Origin of the sequence: Anaeromicrobium sediminis, from assembly GCF_002270055.1 — a bacterium.
Classification (GTDB): domain Bacteria; phylum Bacillota; class Clostridia; order Peptostreptococcales; family Thermotaleaceae; genus Anaeromicrobium; species Anaeromicrobium sediminis.
This window is the reverse complement of record NZ_NIBG01000001.1, coordinates 343,913-359,691: the sequence shown is the minus strand read 5'-3', so window position 1 is coordinate 359,691 and position 15,779 is coordinate 343,913. Positions and strand designations below refer to the sequence as shown.

Below are 15,779 nucleotides of genomic sequence, written 5' to 3'. Positions count from 1 at the left end.
AGACCCTTACTTTTTTTAAAATAACTATAACATTTGAAAATTCTTTGTGGTAATATATAATTTTGAAGACTATCATTAGAAAAAGGAAGGAAAAGATGGAGATACATCATAATGACCAAATTATAAAATTTAATATAGAATATAAAAAAAGAAAAAAGATTAAAATACAGATTGACCAGGGGCGAAGAATAACTGTACTAGCTCCAAAGGGAACTAAAGAAGAACAGATAATAGATTCAGTCAAGTCTAAGGCTACCCTAATATTAGAAAAATTAAAATCAATGGAGAAAAAAACTAAGGATATTGTGGAAAATAAGTATGAAGATGGAGATAAGCTATTATATTTAGGGAAATACTATATAATGAATATAATTATGGACAATAATATAGAAAAAAATATGATAGACTTTAATAATGAGGAATTTACAATTACCCTAAAAGCATATGACAAGGATACTATTAAAAAGCTCGTAAAGAGATTCTATAAAAAACAATGTAAAAAAGTTATATTAAAAAGAATTAAAGAATATGATAATCATTTTAACAAAAAGATAAAAAACATTGAAATAATAGAATCTAAAAATAAGTGGGGAAGTTGTAACACAAATGGAAAATTAGATTTTAATTGGAGGCTTATTATGGCTCCAATAGAGATAATAGATTATGTAGTAGTTCACGAAATGTGCCATTTAGCTCATATGAATCATTTAAAATCTTTTTGGAGGTTACTAGGAAAAATAATTCCTGATTACAAAAAAAGAAGTGAATGGCTACAATACTATGGAAATAGGTTAAATATATAAGGAGTGTTTATATGAAATTACAAAAGTATATGGCCCATTGTGGGGTTGCATCTAGAAGAAAATCAGAAGAAATGATAAAAGAAGGTAAGGTTGTTGTTAATGGTGAAGTAATAGATTATATGGGAAAAGTAATAGATCCAGATAAAGATGTGGTTAAGGTAAATGGAAGAAGGATAAAGCCTGAATCTATTAAAAAATATATATTACTTTATAAACCTGAAGGATATGTGTCCACCTTATCAGATGAAAAGGATAGAAAAACTGTTATAGATTTAGTAAAGGATGTAAAGGAGAGAGTATATCCTGTGGGTAGACTTGATTATAATACATCTGGTCTTTTAATAATGACTAATGATGGAGACTTGGCATACAAGCTTACTCACCCTAAACATGAAATTAAAAAGACATACATGGCTAAAGTAAGGGGACATATTAGTGAAGAAAAATTAGAAAAACTAAGAAATGGTGTTCAAATAGAAGGCTATAAAACTAGTCCAGCCATAGTGAGAAGATTAAAAGAAAATCAGGGAACTAGTGTAATAGAAATTAGTATCCATGAAGGTAAAAATAGACAGGTTAGAAAGATGTTTGATAGTATAGGCCATTCTGTTGTAAAACTTCAAAGGGTTAGTATTGGAAGAATCAACTTAGACAATTTAGAAAAGGGAAAATGGAGACTTTTAACTAGTAAAGAAGTTAATTATTTAAGAGAGGGAAGATAAATATGTTAGAGATGTATTTAGAAAAGGACCCTAATATTATAAAAACATTTTTAGATAAAGAAGTAGATGATAAAAATGAATTTGTAGTCTTAAAAGAAAAAAATGAAATTCTAGGAGTTCTAGAATTTCTTCAAATAAATCCACTAGTAGGAGAAATAAAAGAAATAAGAATCATGAATAAAGAGTTTAGTATGAAAGATGGACTTGTAAAGGCATCTTTAAACTTTATGTTTAATAGGGGAATCTTTTTTGCTATAAATAAAGAAAATAATTTAAAACATTATGGATTTGAAAAGGACAACGAGGATTTAATTTTAAAAGAATTTAAGGATTATTACTCTTTAGATTTAAATAAATGGGTAAATAATAGCTGTTGTAAAGGTGGATGCAATGGAAAATAGAAGCTTAACTAAAATAACTAATATTGCCTGGTCCATGATAGAAAATTGTCTACACCAGGGAAGTGTGGCCTTAGATGGAACTATGGGAAATGGAAATGATACTGTTTTTTTGAGAGAAAAGATAGGCAATGCTGGAAAGATATATAGTTTCGATATTCAAGATCTAGCCGTTGAAAATACAAGGAAAAAGCTAGATGAAAGAAATATGCTTTCTAATGTAGAATTGATTAAAGATGGACATGAAAATTTAGATAAATACATAAAAGAGGAAATAGATGGGGCCATGTATAATTTAGGATTTTTACCTAAGGGAGATAAGAGTATAACTACTTTAGGTAAAAATACAGTTATAGCTTTTGAAAAGACCTTGAATCTTCTGAAAAAAGGTGGGCTTATGGTCATATCCATATATTATGGCCATGAAAAGGGCTTAGAAGAGAAGAATATGGTATTAGACTATGTGCAGAATTTAGATAGCAAAAAATATCATGTAATTAAAATGGAATTTTTTAACCAAAAAAATAATCCACCTATTTTAGTTGCCATTGAAAAGAAATAAATATAAAAGGGGTGATTTCATGAAAATATTAATTACTAACGATGATGGAATTGGTGCTGAGGGAATATACAAGCTAGCTTGTGAATTAAGTAAAGTGGGTGACATTTTTATAGCGGCTCCTGATAGACAAAGAAGTGCTACAGGTCATGGAATAACCATGCATGAGCCTTTAAGAGCTAGAAAAGTTACTTTTTTTGATACGGATTTTGAAGCTTGGTCCATAAGTGGAACACCAGCAGATTGTGTGAAATTAGCTATAGAATCCATAATGGATAAAAGACCTGACATAGTAGTATCAGGTATTAATAATGGACCAAACTTAGGTACGGACGTGTTATATTCAGGAACTGTTTCTGCAGCTATGGAAGGTGTATTATTAGGAAGTAAGGGTATTGCCATGTCCTTAGCAGGATTTAAAAATTTAGATTATACATATGCAGCTAAATTTGCTAGAAAGTTAGTAGAGAATTTAAATGATAAGAATATACCAGAGGACACACTACTTAATGTTAATATACCTAATTGTAGTGAGGATGAGATAAAAGGAGTAGAAATTACAAATTTAGGTGTACGAAGATATAAAAGTTCTTATATGGAGAGAGTTGATCCTAGAGGAGAGAGGTATTTCTGGTTGGAAGGAGAACTAGTGGATATAGAAAATGGTACAGACACTGATGTACATGCCATAGACAACAACATGGTATCCATAACACCATTACATTTTGATTTAACAAAAAATTCCTTAATAAAAGAAGTTGAAAAATGGAATATTAGTATATAAAATGGAAGAAGCATTTAAGTATAAATGAATAATTGTATACAATTAGACAGAATAATTGCAATTTAAAGAAATGTGAAATTTAAATTGCAATTCTTTCTTTTTTTTGGTAATATAAATTTGGAAAAACAATTTATTAATAAATAGAATGGAGTTGAAAGTAGTGTCACAGGATAAAAAATTAATTATAAAAAAAGAATGGTGTAAGGGTTGTGGAATCTGCGTTGAATTTTGTCCTAAGAAAGTTTTAGGTTTAGTAGACGAAAAAATCGAAATCTTAGACCTTGAAGGATGTATCAAGTGTGGACTATGTGAGCTAAGATGTCCTGATTATGCTATATATTTAGGAGGTAACGAAGATGAAAAATAATGTAGTAAAATTAATGCAAGGAAACGAAGCCTGCGTAGAGGGAGCTATAGCTGCTGGAATGACTTTTTATGGCGGTTATCCAATAACACCTTCTACAGAAGTTGCAGAAGGATCAGCAGAAAAGCTTCCTAGAGTTGGTGGAAAGTTTATACAAATGGAAGATGAAATAGCAGGTATGGCAGCTACTATAGGTGCAGCATTAACTGGAGCTAAGGCTATGACTGCTACAAGTGGACCAGGATTTTCATTAAAGCAAGAAAATATTGGATATGCTGCTATGGCAGAAGCACCATGCGTTATAGTAAACGTTCAAAGACATGGTCCAAGTACTGGACTTCCTACTTCACCATCTCAAGGAGATGTTATGCAAGCTAAGTGGGGAACTCATGGAGATCACCCAGTTATAGCTTTATCACCATCTTCAGTTAAAGAAACATTTGACTTAACAGTTAGATGCTTTAACTTAGCAGAAAAATACAGAACTCCTGTAATACTATTATTAGATGAAATTGTTGGACATATGAGAGAAAAAATTGAAATCCCTAGTGCGGATGACATTGAAATTATAGATAGAAAGAAGCCTACTTGTGCACCAGAAGACTACTTAGCATATGGTGTAGAAGGTGACGAATTAGTTCCAGCTATGGCAGGGTTCGGTGACGGATATAGATATCATGTTACAGGACTTGTTCATGATGAAACTGGATTCCCTACAAACAGCACTGAGGTTGCTCAGACATTAATTACAAGATTAATGGACAAGGTTGAGAAAAACGTTGATGATATCGTAGAGTACGAAGAATTCATGTTAGAAGATGCAGAACTTGTAGTATTAGGTTATGGTGGAAATGCAAGAGCTGTAAAGGCTGCTGTAAGAAAAGCTAGAGAAGAAGGTTTAAAGGTTGGTATGTTTAGACCAATTACTATCTGGCCATTCCCAGAAAAGCAAGTTATTGAATTAGCTAATAAAGTTGATAACATTATTGTATCAGAACTTAACTATGGTCAAATAGCTTTAGAAGTAGAAAGAGTTGTAAAGGGTGCTACTAAGGTTAGCCATATAGGAAAAATCAATGGTGAAATTTTAACTCCAGACGAAATATTAGCAAAAATTAAGGAGGTATTATAATGTCTAGTCAATTAATACAAGATACTTTTAGAATGAATAAATTACCTCATATTTGGTGTCCAGGTTGTGGCCACGGAATCTTAATGCGTGGTATAGCACAAGCGATCCAAAATTTAGGTTTAGATAAAGATAAGGTTTGTGTAGTATCAGGAATCGGATGTTCTTCAAGAGCACCAGGATACATGGACTTTAATACATTACACACTACTCACGGTAGAGCATTAGCTTTTGCTACGGGAGTTAAACTTGCAAGACCAGAGCTTACTGTAATCGTAATTACAGGAGATGGAGATGCATCTGCAATCGGTGGTAACCACTTAATTCATGCAGCAAGAAGAAACATAGATATTACAACTATCGTATTTAACAACAATATTTATGGAATGACAGGTGGTCAATATTCTCCAGCAACTCCAACAGGAGACTTAGGAACTACAGCACCATATGGAAATATTGATAGACCTTTTGATATCTGTAACTTAGGTGCGGCAGCAGGAGCAACTTACGTTGCACGTTCAACTGCATACCATGTTAACCCACTTATTAAGTACATCCAAAAGGGTATTGAAAACAAAGGATTCTCATTAATTGAAGGAATCAGTTCTTGCCCAACTTACTACGGAAGAAAGAACAAAAAAGGTGACTCTGTTAACATGCTTAAGTGGCAAAAAGATCACGCTGTTGATGTAAAGAGAGCAGAAAAGTTAACTGAAGAACAATTAGAAGGTAAGTTCTTAATAGGTGAATTCGTAAGCACTACTTCACCAGAATACACTGAAGAATATCAAAAAATCATTGATAGATTATCAAAGGAGAGATAATATGTCTAATAAAAAAGAATTAAGATTAACAGGTTCAGGTGGTCAAGGTCTAATCCTTGGTGGAATAATACTAGCAGAAGCTGGAATATTAGAAGGCAAAAATGCTATTCAATCTCAATCATATGGTCCAGAGGCTCGTGGGGGAGCTAGTAAAGCAGAAGTAATCATTAGTAATGACGAAATCGATTTCCCTAAAGTTCAAACTGTTGATATGCTTTTATGCTTAACTCAAATAGCGTGTGACAAATATGGTAAAGAAGTAAATGAGAATACTACTTTAATAGTAGACACAAAGGTAAAATTAGGAGATAATATAAAGTGTGGTAAGGTTATACAATTACCAATACTTGATACAGCAGCTAATGAAGTTGGAAAGTCTGTAGTGGCTAACATCGTTGCATTAGGTGTTATAAACGGAGAATTAGGATTAGTAGAAAAAGAATCTTTAGAAAAAGCAGTGTTAAGCAGAGTTCCAAAGGGAACTGAAGAGCTAAACAAAAAAGCTTTATACGAAGGATATAAGCTAGTAGAAAATCTTTAAGAAGAAAGGTATATAAAACATGAAAGAAGAAAAGGTAGATTTAACTAGGATTATACAAAAGAAATTTTCACGATTAAGTAAGGGGCAAAAACTTATTGCGCAATACATTATAAACGAATATGATAAGGCAGCTTTTATGACGGCTTCAAAACTAGGAAACAAGGTAGGAGTAAGTGAATCTACAGTAGTAAGATTTGCTAATGCATTAGGATATGATGGGTACCCCCAACTGCAAAAAGAACTCCAAGAACTTGTTAAGACAAAATTAACTACTGTACAGAGACTTGAAATGTCAAAAGACTACAAAGATGGTGGTACAGTATTAAAGAAAGTTCTAAAGGCTGATATGGATAATATACGTCATATGATTGACGAATTAGATGACAAATTATTCCAAAGCGTAATTGATAAAATTTTAGAAGCAGACAGAGTTTATATAGTAGGTCTTAGGAGTTCGAGCACTTTAGCAGAGTATTTAGGTTTTTACTTAAATCTGGTACTAGATAATGTACGAGTAGTAAGATTAGGTGTAAGTGACGTATTTGAGCAAATATTAAGAGTTAAAGAGGGAGACTTAGTAATTGGAATTAGTTTTCCTAGATATTCTAAGATTACATTGAATGCCTTAAATTACACTAAAGAACAAGGAGCTACTATTGTAGGTCTTACAGACAGTAAAGTGTCTCCTATAACGGAAATAGCAGATTATACTTTGACAGCAAGAAGTAACATGGCATCTTTTGTAGATTCTTTAGTAGCGCCACTTAGCTTAATCAATGCACTAATAGTTGCACTAGGTATGAAAGAAAGAGATAAAATCTCAACTACCTTTAACAAGCTTGAAAATATATGGAAAAAGCAAAATGTATACGATAATAAAGATGGATCTAGTCTATAGATAAAAGAAGCTACAGTGAAAACTGTGGCTTTTTTTAAATTTTTTCAAGTAATAATAATTTTGCCACTAATTTTATACCCCATATTAAATTATTATTATTTGAAAGGATAAAATAATCAAAAGGATATTTTATGATTATATAATTTAATGTATAATTGTTCTTAGTGTTAGGAGGAATGGCATGACGAAACTAATTATCGTAAGACATGGTGAAACTACATGGAACTTAGAACATAGAGCTCAAGGTAGTAAAAATATAGGTTTGACGAAGAATGGACTAAATCAAGCTAAATTATTAGCAAAAAGGCTAAAGCATTATAAGATTGATAAAATATACAGTAGTGATTTAGATAGAGCCTTTCATACGGCAGAAATGGTGGCAAAAGAACTAGATCAAGAGGTTATAAAAGACAATAGACTAAGAGAGATGAGCTTTGGAAAATGGGAAGGTTTAACAACTAGTGAAATAAAAGAAAAATACGAAGATGATTTTATTATATGGAGAAATAATCCACATAAAGCCCTAATTCCTGAAGCTGAGAAGTTAGTAGATGTCCAAAATAGGACATTAGAAATAATTAATTATATTATTAAAGAAAATAAAGGGAAAACTATATTAATAGTATCTCATGGCATATCAATTAAAAGCATAATTTTAGGCATTATGGAAATGCCATTATCAGACTTTTATAAAATAACTCAAAATAATACATCTATAAATATAATAGAGTATAGGGATTATGGTCCAGTTATTAAAACATTAAATGATACTGCTCACTTAGAAAATATAGAGTAAAGGATGAAGATAAAATTGAGTAAAGTAATTGTTATAGGAGGAGGCGCAGCGGGAATGATTGCAGCTGCCACTTCTGCAAGTAAAGGAAATGAGACCGTATTATTAGAGCAAAATGAAAAATTGGGAAAGAAAATATATATTACAGGAAAAGGCAGATGTAACATTACTAATGCCCAAGATGTAGAAGAATTAATAAATAATGTTACTACAAACAAGAACTTTTTATACAGTGCTTTTTATAGTTACACAAATGATGACATAATAAACTTGATGCATGAACATGGTGTAAAGACAAAAGTAGAAAGGGGTTTTAGAGTATTTCCCGTTTCTGATAAGTCTAGTGATGTAATAAAGGCATTAGAAAAAAATATGTCAAAATACAAAGTGGATGTGAGACTGGACACTAAAGTAAAAGACATTATTGTTAAGGACAATAAAGTAACAGGAGTAATATTAAGTGATAATAAAAAAATTAATTGTGAAAAAATAATTATAGCCACAGGCGGATTATCCTATCCTACTACAGGAGCTACAGGCGATGGTTATAATTTTGCTAAGAAGGTTGGACACAATGTAGTAAAATTAAAGGCTGCTCTTATACCCCTTGAAACGAAAGAAGGATGGATTAAGGAGCTTCAAGGACTTTCTCTTAGAAATGTGGAAATAAAATTCCATCATAAAAATAAAGTAGTATATTCTAATTTTGGAGAAATGCTATTTACACATTTTGGTATATCAGGCCCATTAGTTTTAAGCGCTAGCAATTATATAAATGAATATCTAGAAAAGGGAAATATGGCAGTTACTATTAATTTAAAGCCAGCCCTTGATAGAGATAAATTAGATAAGAGAATTCAAAGGGATTTTGAAAAATATTCTAATAAACAATTTAAAAATGCATTAAAGGACTTATTACCTGCAAAATTAATACCTGTAATAATTAAATTATCCAATATAGAAGAAGAGAAAACAGTAAATCAGATAACTAAGGAAGAAAGAAAAAATTTATTAGATAATATAACAAAATTACCTATGACCGTTACAAAAACTAGACCTATAAAGGAAGCCATAATAACTTCTGGAGGAATTAATGTGAAAGAAATAGATCCATCTACTATGGAATCTAAAAAGACTTCAGGTCTTTATTTTGCAGGTGAAGTTATAGATGTGGAGGCTTTAACGGGAGGATATAACTTACAAATAGCATATTCCACAGGTTATTTGGCAGGAATGAACGTATAAAATTAAATAGAGGAAAGGAATTTTTAGGATGAGAAAGATAACAATAGCATTAGATGGACCGGCAGGAGCGGGGAAGAGTACAGTAGCAAAGGAAATTGCCAAGCTTAAGAATTTAGTTTACATAGATACGGGAGCCATGTATAGGGCAGTAACACTAAACTTTTTATGCAATGAAATTTCTATAGAAGATGAAAAACAAGTAAAAGAAACTTTGAGTAAAATAGATATTGACTTAGATAGTTCTAACGTATATTTAAACGGACAATGTGTAAATGAAGAAATAAGAACTCCCATAGTAACTAAAAATGTATCAGCCGTATCGGCCATAGGGAAAGTAAGAGAAAAAATGGTAGAACTTCAAAGAAAAATAGCAGAAGGAAAAAGTGTTATAATGGATGGAAGAGATATAGGTACTTTCGTTCTTCCAAAGGCTGAGTACAAATTTTTCTTGACAGCATCCATAGAAGAAAGGGCTCATAGAAGATATGAAGAGTTCATTAAAAAGGGATTTGACGTAAATTTAGAAGATATAAAAAGAGATATAGGAAAAAGAGATAAAATAGATAGTGAGAGGGAGATTGCTCCTTTAAAAAAGGCAGATGATGCCATTGAAATAGATAGTACAAGGAAGAACATAAATGAAGTAATAAAAGAAATATTATCTTTTATAGAATAAAAGATAATATTTAGAAGGAATTTGTAAAAAAGTGTAGAATTTAAATAAAAGTATTCATAGGAGGTATAATAATATTGAAAATAGAAGTTGCTAAAAATGCAGGCTTTTGTTTTGGTGTTAAAAAAGCCATGAATGAAACAATAGAGGCTGCAAAAAAATATGATTCCATATATACATATGGACCTCTTATACATAATAACCAAGTTATAAGCAAACTTGAAAATGAAGGAATAAAAGCTAAAGAAGATTTAGAAGAAGTGAAAAATTCCACTTTAATTATCAGGTCCCATGGAATTCCTCTTAGGGTATATGAAGACGCTAAAGGATTAGATATAGAGGTTATAGATTGCACATGTCCCTTTGTTAGAAAAGTCCAAAACATAGCAAAGGAATATGGTAAGAAAGGTTATACCCTAGTAATTATAGGTAACCCTAAGCATCCAGAGGTAATAGGTATAAGAGGATGGTGTGAAGATAATGTATATGTGGTAGAATCTAGTAAGGATTTAGATTCTGTACCAAATTGTGAAAAAATTTGTGTTGTAGCTCAAACTACAATTACCCATGAACTTTGGAATGATATAACCAATGAACTGAAAAATAAGGCTAATGAGTTAGAAATGTTTAATACTATATGTGCTGCCACTAAAGAAAGACAGATGCACTGTGCAGAACTAGCTAAAAATGTGGACGCTATGATTGTCATCGGAGGTTATCATAGTTCTAATACTCAAAAGTTATATAAAATAAGTAAAGAGTATTGTGATAAGTCATATCACATTGAAACGGCAGACGAATTGCCTATGAAAGAATTAAAAGATTTAAATAGAATAGGAATTACAGCTGGAGCTTCTACTCCAGATTGGATTATTAAGGAGGCTATTGAAAAAATGAGTGATATTCAACAAGAGAAAAATGACATGATGAGCATGATGGAGGAAATTGAAAAGAGTTTAGTTATGCCAAGAAGAGGAAGCATAGTTAAAGGAACTGTTGTGCAAGTAACTGAAGGAGAAGTAATTGTAAACATTGGATATAAGTCTGATGGAGTAATACCAAGAAGTGAGCTTGCAAGTGATTCTTCTGTAGACCCAAGAACAATTGTAAAAGAGGGTGAAGAATTAGAAGTTTGTGTATTGAAATCTGATGATGGAGAAGGTAATGTATTATTATCTAAGAAGAGAGTAGATGCAGAAAAGTATTGGGAAGAAATAGAGAAGATATTTGAAAGTAAAGACACTATAGAAGTTAAGGTTTCACAAGTTGTAAAAGGTGGAGTTATAGCATTATATAAGGAGTTAAGAGGATTTATTCCAGCTTCTCAATTATCTTTAAGATTTGTGAAAGATTTAGATAAATATGTAGGACAAGAATTACCTGTAAAAGTTATTGAATTTAAGTTAGACAAAAAGAAAGTAGTATTCTCTCATAGAACCATATTAGAAACTGAAAGAGAAGAAAGAGAAAATAAAGTTTGGGAGAACATTGAAAAGGATAAGGTTGTACAAGGTACTGTTAAGAGACTTGCCAATTTTGGAGCCTTTGTAGATATTGGTGGAATTGATGGATTAGTTCACATTTCAGATATATCTTGGGGAAGAGTAAATGATCCTAAGGATGTGTTAAAAGAAGAAGATAAAGTAGAAGTTAAGATACTAGACTTTGACAGGGAAAAGGGTAAAGTATCATTAGGTATTAAGCAACTTTTACCACAACCATGGGAAGTGGCAGATGAAAAATATGAAATAGGTGAAGTAGTAGAAGGTAAAGTTGTTAGACTAGTGGACTTTGGAGCTTTTGTAGAAGTAGAGCCAGGTCTTGATGGATTAGTTCATATATCACAAATCTGTGAAAGACATATATCTAAGGCAGATGAGGCATTAAAAGTAGGCGAAACTGTTAAAGCTAAAATATTAGAATTAGACAAAGAAAAGAAGAGAATGAGCTTAAGTATTAAAGAAGCAGAAGGAACTTCTGCTGAATAATAATAACAAAAAGGAATAAGGATTAATCCTTATTCTTTTTTAATAAAATAAGGGGGTGCCTATGAATTACGAAGAGTTTAAAGATGTAATACATAGAAAAAGCAAAATAAATTTAAATTACTATAAAGAAAGACAAATGAAAAGAAGAATAGACTCTTTAATTAAAAGAAATAACTTTAAAGGATATAAAGATTACTATGAAGCCTTATGCAAAGACAAAGACTTGTATGAGCAGTTCATAAACTATCTCACCATAAATGTATCAGAATTTTACAGGAATATAAATCAATGGAAGGTACTAGAATCAGAAGTATTTCCATACTTATTATCCAAAAATAAAAAATTAAAAATATGGAGTGCAGCATGCTCAACGGGTGATGAACCATATTCACTGGCCATGTGTCTTAGCAATTTAATTCCATTATCATCTATAAGTATAATAGCTACTGATATAGATAAAGAGGTCCTTAGAAAGGCAAAGGAAGGCATATATAGTGAGAAAAGTGTAGCAGGTGTACCTACTAACTTTGTTAATAAATATTTTAATAAGGTAGGAGATAAATACCAAATTAAAAGTGAAATAAAAAAATGTATAGAATTCAAAGAGCATAATCTTTTAAACGATCCATATCCTAAGAATTGTGATTTAATAGTATGCAGGAATGTAATGATATATTTCACAGAAGAGTCTAAAGATATGATTTATAAAAAATTCAATGAATCTTTAAAGGGTGGAGGAATATTATTTGTAGGTAGTACAGAACAAATAATAATGCCGACAAGATACAATTTTGAATCTTTAAAGACTTTTTTCTACAAAAAAATATAATATTATATAATTATTACACTCTCTTATGAAAAGATAGTCTAATAGTGTTCGAATTTGCTATTTTTATTTTATAAAAGTATGAAGGAATTAGAATGTCTATAAAGAATAGAAAATAAGGGGGTGTAATTTTATGGAGAAAAAGAAACAATATACCATATCGGAAGTAAGCAAAATTACAGAGTATCCTACTCATGTTCTTAGGTATTATGAAACGGATTTTGATTTAGAAATACCAAGAACTAATTCAAATAGAAGATATTACACAGACAAGGAAGTGGAAACCTTTTTATACATAAAGGATTTACAGGGGAAAGGGCTTACTAATAAACAGATTAAATTAATATTAAAATCCCCTGAAGTCATAATAAATGATGGTGAAGCTCCTGTGGCTGCCACAGCGGAAGTAGATATAGTACCTAATGATTGTACGGCTATCATGAACACTAGTGATGTATATGAAATACAAAATTTCATCACTAATGATTTAAAATATAAAATGGATGAAGTGAAAACTGATATTATAACTCATATGGAAAATTTACTAGAAGAAAGAAAAGATAGTGGACAAGCACTTTTAAATGGGGAACCAAATAAGGAAAAGGATGTTTTAATATCAGAAAATGCACGGTTAAAGATGAAAGTAAAAGAAAAGAGCTATGAATTGGCTGAACTAAAGGAAAGAGTAAAGAGATTAGAGGAGAAAAAGGGCTTTTGGGATAGAATGTTTAGCAAATAGAATATTCTGACAAAAACACAACATTCTGACAAAAATATAACATTCTTAAAATTCATAAAAAAGCTACAAACTTAATAATAGATATGTTATAATCTTCCTAGAGCCTAATGACTCTAGAATAATTCGTATGGAGGGATACAAATGATAGTTGGAATTCCTAAGGAAATTAAGAACAATGAGAACAGAGTTGCTATAACTCCGGCAGGTGTGGATGCTTTTGTAAGAGCAGGACACAAAGTTATTATTGAAAACAATGCGGGCTTAGGTAGCGGTTTTTCTAATGAGATTTATGTGGAAGCTGGTGCTGAAATAATACCTACTGCTAAGGAAGTTTTCGACATGGCTGACATGATTATTAAGGTTAAGGAGCCACTAAAAGAGGAATATGCATACTTTAAAGAAGGACAAATCTTGTATACATATTTACACTTAGCTCCAGAGCCAGAGTTAACAGAAGCTTTAATTGAAAAAAATGTTGTATCTATTGCTTATGAAACTGTTCAATTAGAAGATGGTTCATTACCACTTTTAACTCCAATGAGTATGGTAGCAGGAAGAATGGCTACTCAAATAGGAGCTCAATTCTTAGAAAAGCACGAAGGTGGAAAAGGTGTGTTACTAGGTGGAGTACCTGGAGTAGAACCAGCTAAAGTTACTGTAATTGGTGGAGGTATCGTTGGTACTCATGCAGCTAAGATGGCTATTGGATTAGGTGCAGATGTAACTATATTAGATATTAATGCACAAAGATTAATATACTTAGACGATATGTTCCAAGGAAGAATTAAAACTGTAGTATCAAACAGCTATAACATAGCTAAGGCAGTTAAAGAGTCAGACCTAGTAATAGGTGCTGTATTAATCCCAGGAGCAAAGGCACCTCACTTAGTAACAGAAGATATGGTTAAAGCTATGGAACCAGGTTCTGTTATCGTAGACGTTGCTATAGATCAAGGTGGTTCTATTGCTACAATCGATAGAATAACTACTCATGACAATCCAGTATATGAAAAGCATGGTGTAATTCATTATTCCGTTGCTAATATGCCAGGAGCAGTAGCTAGAACTTCTACATTAGCATTAACTAGTGCTACATTACCATATGGATTACAAATAGCTAATAAGGGATACTTAGAGGCTATTAAGCAAAACAAGGCTCTAGCTAAGGGAGTTAACGTAATTGAAGGTAAAGTTACTTATGAATCAGTAGCTAAAGCTCACAATTTAGAGTACACTCCATTAGAAGAAGTTATTGGGTAAATAATATTTAATAAAAATTCAGGGTTGCTAATTTAGCAACCCTTTTCTAATGTATATTTTTCTAATCCTATTTTTAAAATTTGTGAAGCTTTTATCAATTCATTTTCATCTATAACATAAGCAATTCTAACTTCGTTGTGACCAAGGTCTGAACAATAAAAGTTTTTAGCAGGAGATAGCATGACAGTTTCATTATTAAAAGAAAAATCTCTTAATAACCAGATGCAAAAATCTTCTGCATCCTTAACTGGCAGTTTTATAACTATGTAAAATGCTCCTTCTGGTTTGGTTATAGTTATATTAGGAATTTTCTTCAATTCATTATACAATACATCTCTTCTTTTTTTGTATGTATCTAAGGATGAAATAAAATAATCCTTTGGGGTTTTTAAAAGTTCTGCAGCACCAATTTGCTCTAGCATTGGACAGCATAATCTAAGCTGGCACAACTTTAAAATTTCTTTTATTAACAATTTGTTTTTAGTGACTATGGAACCTATTCTAGCACCACAAGCACTAAATCTCTTAGACAAACTATCTATTAAAATCACTCTATCTGCTATAGGGTTTATCTCACCAAAACTATTAAATTCTTTATCATCATATATAAAGTCCCTATATACTTCATCGGAGATAACATATAAATTATGTTCTTTTGCTATAGTAGCAATAGTTTCTATTTCTTCCTTAGTATAAACAACTCCTGTTGGATTAGATGGATTAGATAGTAATATGGCTTTAGTTTTATCTGTAATTTTATTTATAAAATCTTCTTTAGAAGGTAAATGAAAAGCATCTTCTATTTTAGTAGTTATAGGAACCACATTTATACCTATTGAAGAACAAATTCCCTTATAGTTAGTATAAAAGGGCTCTGGGATTATGATCTCATCTCCCACATCACCTAGGGCCATAAGGGTAAATAAAAGACCTTCACTAGCGCCATTGGTGATTAATATTTCATCCCTTTTATAATCTAGACCATAATCCTTATAAAATTCTATAAAATTGTCTATAAGTTCATCATTTCCTGTGGAACTAGTATATTTGATTATTTTATCTTCTAAACTTTTAATTTTGTTCATAAATAAATGAGGTGTTTCTATATCTGGTTGGCCTATGTTTAAATGATATACTTTTTTATTTTGTGATTTAGCCGCTTCTGCATAAGGCGTTAATTTCCTTATGGGACTTTCGTTCATATTTAATATTCTCTTTGAAAAATTCATCCTA

18 protein-coding genes are annotated in these 15,779 nt (G+C 31.3%); 17 read left to right on the top strand and 1 reads right to left on the bottom strand.

Features of this window, described 5'->3' with window-relative positions; all coding sequences use genetic code 11:
* Positions 1 to 95: 95 nt before the first annotated feature.
* The 17 genes from CCE28_RS01780 (at position 96) to ald (ending at position 14,546) form a co-directional block, all read left to right on the top strand.
* The gene (locus CCE28_RS01780; RefSeq protein ID WP_095130344.1) at positions 96 to 803 is read left to right on the top strand and encodes a M48 family metallopeptidase; all 708 of its coding nucleotides are present in this window, start codon (positions 96 to 98) and stop codon (positions 801 to 803) included.
* Positions 804 to 814: 11 nt separating this feature from the next.
* Entirely contained in the window at positions 815 to 1,525 is a 711-nt protein-coding gene (locus CCE28_RS01775; protein WP_095130342.1) for a pseudouridine synthase, read from the top strand.
* 2 nt (positions 1,526 to 1,527) lie between these two features.
* Positions 1,528 to 1,926, top strand: a complete 399-nt coding sequence (locus CCE28_RS01770) for a hypothetical protein (RefSeq protein ID WP_095130340.1) — start codon at positions 1,528 to 1,530, stop codon at positions 1,924 to 1,926.
* The gene (locus CCE28_RS01765) at positions 1,916 to 2,485 is read left to right on the top strand and encodes a tRNA (mnm(5)s(2)U34)-methyltransferase (RefSeq protein WP_095130338.1); all 570 of its coding nucleotides are present in this window, start codon (positions 1,916 to 1,918) and stop codon (positions 2,483 to 2,485) included. Before CCE28_RS01770 ends, CCE28_RS01765 begins: the two co-directional genes overlap by 11 nt.
* Before the next feature lie 19 nt (positions 2,486 to 2,504).
* Positions 2,505 to 3,266 (top strand): 5'/3'-nucleotidase SurE, encoded by a 762-nt coding sequence (surE, locus tag CCE28_RS01760; protein WP_095130336.1) that lies wholly within the window; start codon positions 2,505 to 2,507, stop codon positions 3,264 to 3,266.
* A gap of 160 nt (positions 3,267 to 3,426) precedes the next feature.
* Complete coding sequence (locus CCE28_RS01755) at positions 3,427 to 3,633, top strand: 4Fe-4S binding protein (RefSeq protein ID WP_095130334.1); 207 nt, start codon at positions 3,427 to 3,429, stop codon at positions 3,631 to 3,633.
* Positions 3,623 to 4,762, top strand: a complete 1,140-nt coding sequence (locus CCE28_RS01750) for a 2-oxoacid:acceptor oxidoreductase subunit alpha (protein ID WP_095130332.1) — start codon at positions 3,623 to 3,625, stop codon at positions 4,760 to 4,762. The genes CCE28_RS01755 and CCE28_RS01750 overlap by 11 nt, the downstream gene beginning before the upstream one ends.
* Entirely contained in the window at positions 4,762 to 5,583 is an 822-nt protein-coding gene (locus tag CCE28_RS01745) for a 2-oxoacid:ferredoxin oxidoreductase subunit beta (protein WP_095130330.1), read from the top strand. Before CCE28_RS01750 ends, CCE28_RS01745 begins: the two co-directional genes overlap by 1 nt.
* A 1-nt stretch (position 5,584) precedes the next feature.
* The gene (locus tag CCE28_RS01740) at positions 5,585 to 6,124 is read left to right on the top strand and encodes a 2-oxoacid:acceptor oxidoreductase family protein (protein WP_095130328.1); all 540 of its coding nucleotides are present in this window, start codon (positions 5,585 to 5,587) and stop codon (positions 6,122 to 6,124) included.
* A gap of 19 nt (positions 6,125 to 6,143) precedes the next feature.
* Positions 6,144 to 7,022, top strand: a complete 879-nt coding sequence (locus CCE28_RS01735; protein ID WP_095130326.1) for a MurR/RpiR family transcriptional regulator — start codon at positions 6,144 to 6,146, stop codon at positions 7,020 to 7,022.
* A gap of 181 nt (positions 7,023 to 7,203) precedes the next feature.
* Positions 7,204 to 7,818 (top strand): histidine phosphatase family protein, encoded by a 615-nt coding sequence (locus CCE28_RS01730; RefSeq protein ID WP_095130324.1) that lies wholly within the window; start codon positions 7,204 to 7,206, stop codon positions 7,816 to 7,818.
* 15 nt (positions 7,819 to 7,833) lie between these two features.
* The gene (locus CCE28_RS01725; protein WP_095130323.1) at positions 7,834 to 9,060 is read left to right on the top strand and encodes a BaiN/RdsA family NAD(P)/FAD-dependent oxidoreductase; all 1,227 of its coding nucleotides are present in this window, start codon (positions 7,834 to 7,836) and stop codon (positions 9,058 to 9,060) included.
* A gap of 28 nt (positions 9,061 to 9,088) precedes the next feature.
* The gene (cmk, locus tag CCE28_RS01720; RefSeq protein WP_095130321.1) at positions 9,089 to 9,736 is read left to right on the top strand and encodes a (d)CMP kinase; all 648 of its coding nucleotides are present in this window, start codon (positions 9,089 to 9,091) and stop codon (positions 9,734 to 9,736) included.
* 74 nt (positions 9,737 to 9,810) lie between these two features.
* On the top strand, positions 9,811 to 11,721 hold the full coding sequence (locus CCE28_RS01715) for a bifunctional 4-hydroxy-3-methylbut-2-enyl diphosphate reductase/30S ribosomal protein S1 (RefSeq protein WP_176461598.1): 1,911 nt from the start codon (positions 9,811 to 9,813) through the stop codon (positions 11,719 to 11,721).
* Between the two features lie 61 nt (positions 11,722 to 11,782).
* Positions 11,783 to 12,550, top strand: a complete 768-nt coding sequence (locus CCE28_RS01710; RefSeq protein ID WP_176461597.1) for a CheR family methyltransferase — start codon at positions 11,783 to 11,785, stop codon at positions 12,548 to 12,550.
* A 130-nt stretch (positions 12,551 to 12,680) separates the two neighbouring features.
* Positions 12,681 to 13,286 (top strand): MerR family transcriptional regulator, encoded by a 606-nt coding sequence (locus tag CCE28_RS01705; protein ID WP_095130315.1) that lies wholly within the window; start codon positions 12,681 to 12,683, stop codon positions 13,284 to 13,286.
* 141 nt (positions 13,287 to 13,427) lie between these two features.
* Positions 13,428 to 14,546 (top strand): alanine dehydrogenase, encoded by a 1,119-nt coding sequence (ald, locus tag CCE28_RS01700; protein WP_095130313.1) that lies wholly within the window; start codon positions 13,428 to 13,430, stop codon positions 14,544 to 14,546.
* A gap of 32 nt (positions 14,547 to 14,578) precedes the next feature.
* On the opposite strand, the gene CCE28_RS01695 is transcribed toward ald, so the two are convergent.
* Complete coding sequence (locus CCE28_RS01695) at positions 14,579 to 15,775, bottom strand: pyridoxal phosphate-dependent aminotransferase (RefSeq protein ID WP_095130311.1); 1,197 nt, start codon at positions 15,773 to 15,775, stop codon at positions 14,579 to 14,581.
* Between the last annotated feature and the right edge of the window lie 4 nt (positions 15,776 to 15,779).

What these genes read in the sequence shown, in the direction of transcription:
- CCE28_RS01775 (WP_095130342.1), top strand. Translation starts at nt 815, where the DNA reads ATGAAATTACAAAAGTATATGGCCCATTGTGGGGTTGCATCTAGAAGA.
- surE (WP_095130336.1), top strand. Translation starts at nt 2,505, where the DNA reads ATGAAAATATTAATTACTAACGATGATGGAATTGGTGCTGAGGGAATA.
- CCE28_RS01730 (WP_095130324.1), top strand. Translation starts at nt 7,204, where the DNA reads ATGACGAAACTAATTATCGTAAGACATGGTGAAACTACATGGAACTTA.
- CCE28_RS01710 (WP_176461597.1), top strand. Translation starts at nt 11,783, where the DNA reads ATGAATTACGAAGAGTTTAAAGATGTAATACATAGAAAAAGCAAAATA.
- CCE28_RS01750 (WP_095130332.1), top strand. Translation starts at nt 3,623, where the DNA reads ATGAAAAATAATGTAGTAAAATTAATGCAAGGAAACGAAGCCTGCGTA.
- CCE28_RS01695 (WP_095130311.1), bottom strand. Translation starts at nt 15,775, where the DNA reads ATGAATTTTTCAAAGAGAATATTAAATATGAACGAAAGTCCCATAAGG.
- ald (WP_095130313.1), top strand. Translation starts at nt 13,428, where the DNA reads ATGATAGTTGGAATTCCTAAGGAAATTAAGAACAATGAGAACAGAGTT.
- CCE28_RS01740 (WP_095130328.1), top strand. Translation starts at nt 5,585, where the DNA reads ATGTCTAATAAAAAAGAATTAAGATTAACAGGTTCAGGTGGTCAAGGT.
- CCE28_RS01745 (WP_095130330.1), top strand. Translation starts at nt 4,762, where the DNA reads ATGTCTAGTCAATTAATACAAGATACTTTTAGAATGAATAAATTACCT.
- CCE28_RS01765 (WP_095130338.1), top strand. Translation starts at nt 1,916, where the DNA reads ATGGAAAATAGAAGCTTAACTAAAATAACTAATATTGCCTGGTCCATG.
- cmk (WP_095130321.1), top strand. Translation starts at nt 9,089, where the DNA reads ATGAGAAAGATAACAATAGCATTAGATGGACCGGCAGGAGCGGGGAAG.
- CCE28_RS01705 (WP_095130315.1), top strand. Translation starts at nt 12,681, where the DNA reads ATGGAGAAAAAGAAACAATATACCATATCGGAAGTAAGCAAAATTACA.
- CCE28_RS01735 (WP_095130326.1), top strand. Translation starts at nt 6,144, where the DNA reads ATGAAAGAAGAAAAGGTAGATTTAACTAGGATTATACAAAAGAAATTT.
- CCE28_RS01770 (WP_095130340.1), top strand. Translation starts at nt 1,528, where the DNA reads ATGTTAGAGATGTATTTAGAAAAGGACCCTAATATTATAAAAACATTT.
- CCE28_RS01780 (WP_095130344.1), top strand. Translation starts at nt 96, where the DNA reads ATGGAGATACATCATAATGACCAAATTATAAAATTTAATATAGAATAT.